A 1,483-nucleotide genomic window follows, 5' to 3' on the forward strand; every position below is an offset into this window, starting at 1 on the left:
GCGCCGGGGTCTCGAACGTGATCTCCGTCGGGCTCACCTGCGTGAACGGCACCGACACCCCGTCGACGGTCACCTCGGTCGCCCCACCGAGATCGGTACCCGTGATCGTCACCGGCGTACCGCCCGCGACCGGACCCGCGTCAGGATCGAGCGCGGCGAGCACCGGCGCCGGCACGTACGTGTAGGTGAGCGGGTCGCTCTCGCCGCCGGGTGTGGTGACGACCACGTCGACCTCGCCGGCGGCGTGGGGCGGAGTCGTGAACACGATCGTCGTGTCGCTCACCGGGGTGAACGGCACCGGCACCCCGTCGACCGTGAGCTCAGTGGCACCTGCGAGGTTCGTGCCCGTCACGGTCACGATCGTGCCGCCCACGGTCGGTCCCTCGTCGGGGTCGAGCGCGGCGAGCGTCGGCAACGCGTAGTACGTGAACGGCAGCGCGTTGCTCTCACCGCCGCCGGTCACCACGACGACGTCGACCTCGCCGGCCGCGTGCGCGGGAGTCTCGAACTCGATCTCCGTCGGGCTCACCTGGGTGAACGGCACCGACACCCCGTCGACCGTCACCGCCGTCGCCCCGCCGAGATCGGTACCCGTGATCGTCACCGGCGTGCCGCCCGCGATCGGCCCCGCGTCAGGGTCGAGCGCCGTGATGACCGGGCCGGGCAGGTAGGTGAAGACGAGCGGGTCGCTCGCACCACCCGGGGTCGTCACGACCACGTCGACGGGACCCGCCGCGTGCGGCGCCGTCGTGANGACCCGCCGCGTGCGGCGCCGTCGTGAACGTGATCTGCGTGTCGCTCACCTGGGTGAACGGCACCGATACCCCGTCGACCGTCACCTCCGTGGCACCGCCGAGCGCGCTGCCGGTGATCGTCACCAGCGTGCCGCCCGCCGCTGGGCCTTCGTCGGGCGTGAGGGTCGTGAGCACGGGCTCGTCGAAGTAGGTGAAGGGCAGCGCGTTGCTGTCGCCGCCGGCTGTCGTCACCACCACGTCGACCTCACCGGCCGCGTGGGCCGGGGTCTCGAACGTGATCTCCGTGTCGCTCACCTGGGTGAACGGCACCGACACCCCGTCGACGGTCACCTCCGAGGCATCCCCGAGGTCGGTGCCCGTGATCGTCACCGGAGTACCGCCCGCGACCGGGCCTTGGTCGGGCGCCAGCGCCGTCAGCACCGGCGCGGGGATGTACGTGAACGTCAGCGGACCGCTCGCGCCGCCCGGTGTCGTCACGACCACGTCGACCGGTCCGGCCGCGTGCGGCGGCGACGAGAACGTGATCTGCGTGGGGCTCACCTGGATGAACGGCACGGCGACGCCGTCGACCGAGACCTCGGTCGCGCCGCCGAGCGCGGTGCCGTCGATGGTCACGAGCGTGCCGCCTGCGGTGGGCCCTTCGTCGGGCGTGAGGCTGGCCAGGCTCGGCACCGCGTAGTACGTGAACGGGAGTGCGTTGCTGTCCCCGCCGGGCGTCGTCACGACCA

Annotated in this window: 2 protein-coding genes; both read right to left on the bottom strand. The window is 72.4% G+C overall.

What is annotated here, in order from left to right:
- Nucleotides 1-712, bottom strand: a 712-nt coding sequence (locus tag PX701_RS15280) for an IPT/TIG domain-containing protein (RefSeq protein ID WP_275506811.1), incomplete at its 3' end; no start/stop codon positions are given.
- Entirely contained in the window at nucleotides 633-1,478 is an 846-nt protein-coding gene (locus PX701_RS15285) for an IPT/TIG domain-containing protein (RefSeq protein WP_476692288.1), read from the bottom strand. The genes PX701_RS15285 and PX701_RS15280, both read right to left, overlap by 80 nt.
- Between the last annotated feature and the right edge of the window lie 5 nt (nucleotides 1,479-1,483).

Source organism: Agromyces chromiiresistens (assembly GCF_029167465.1).
GTDB lineage: Bacteria > Actinomycetota > Actinomycetes > Actinomycetales > Microbacteriaceae > Agromyces > Agromyces chromiiresistens.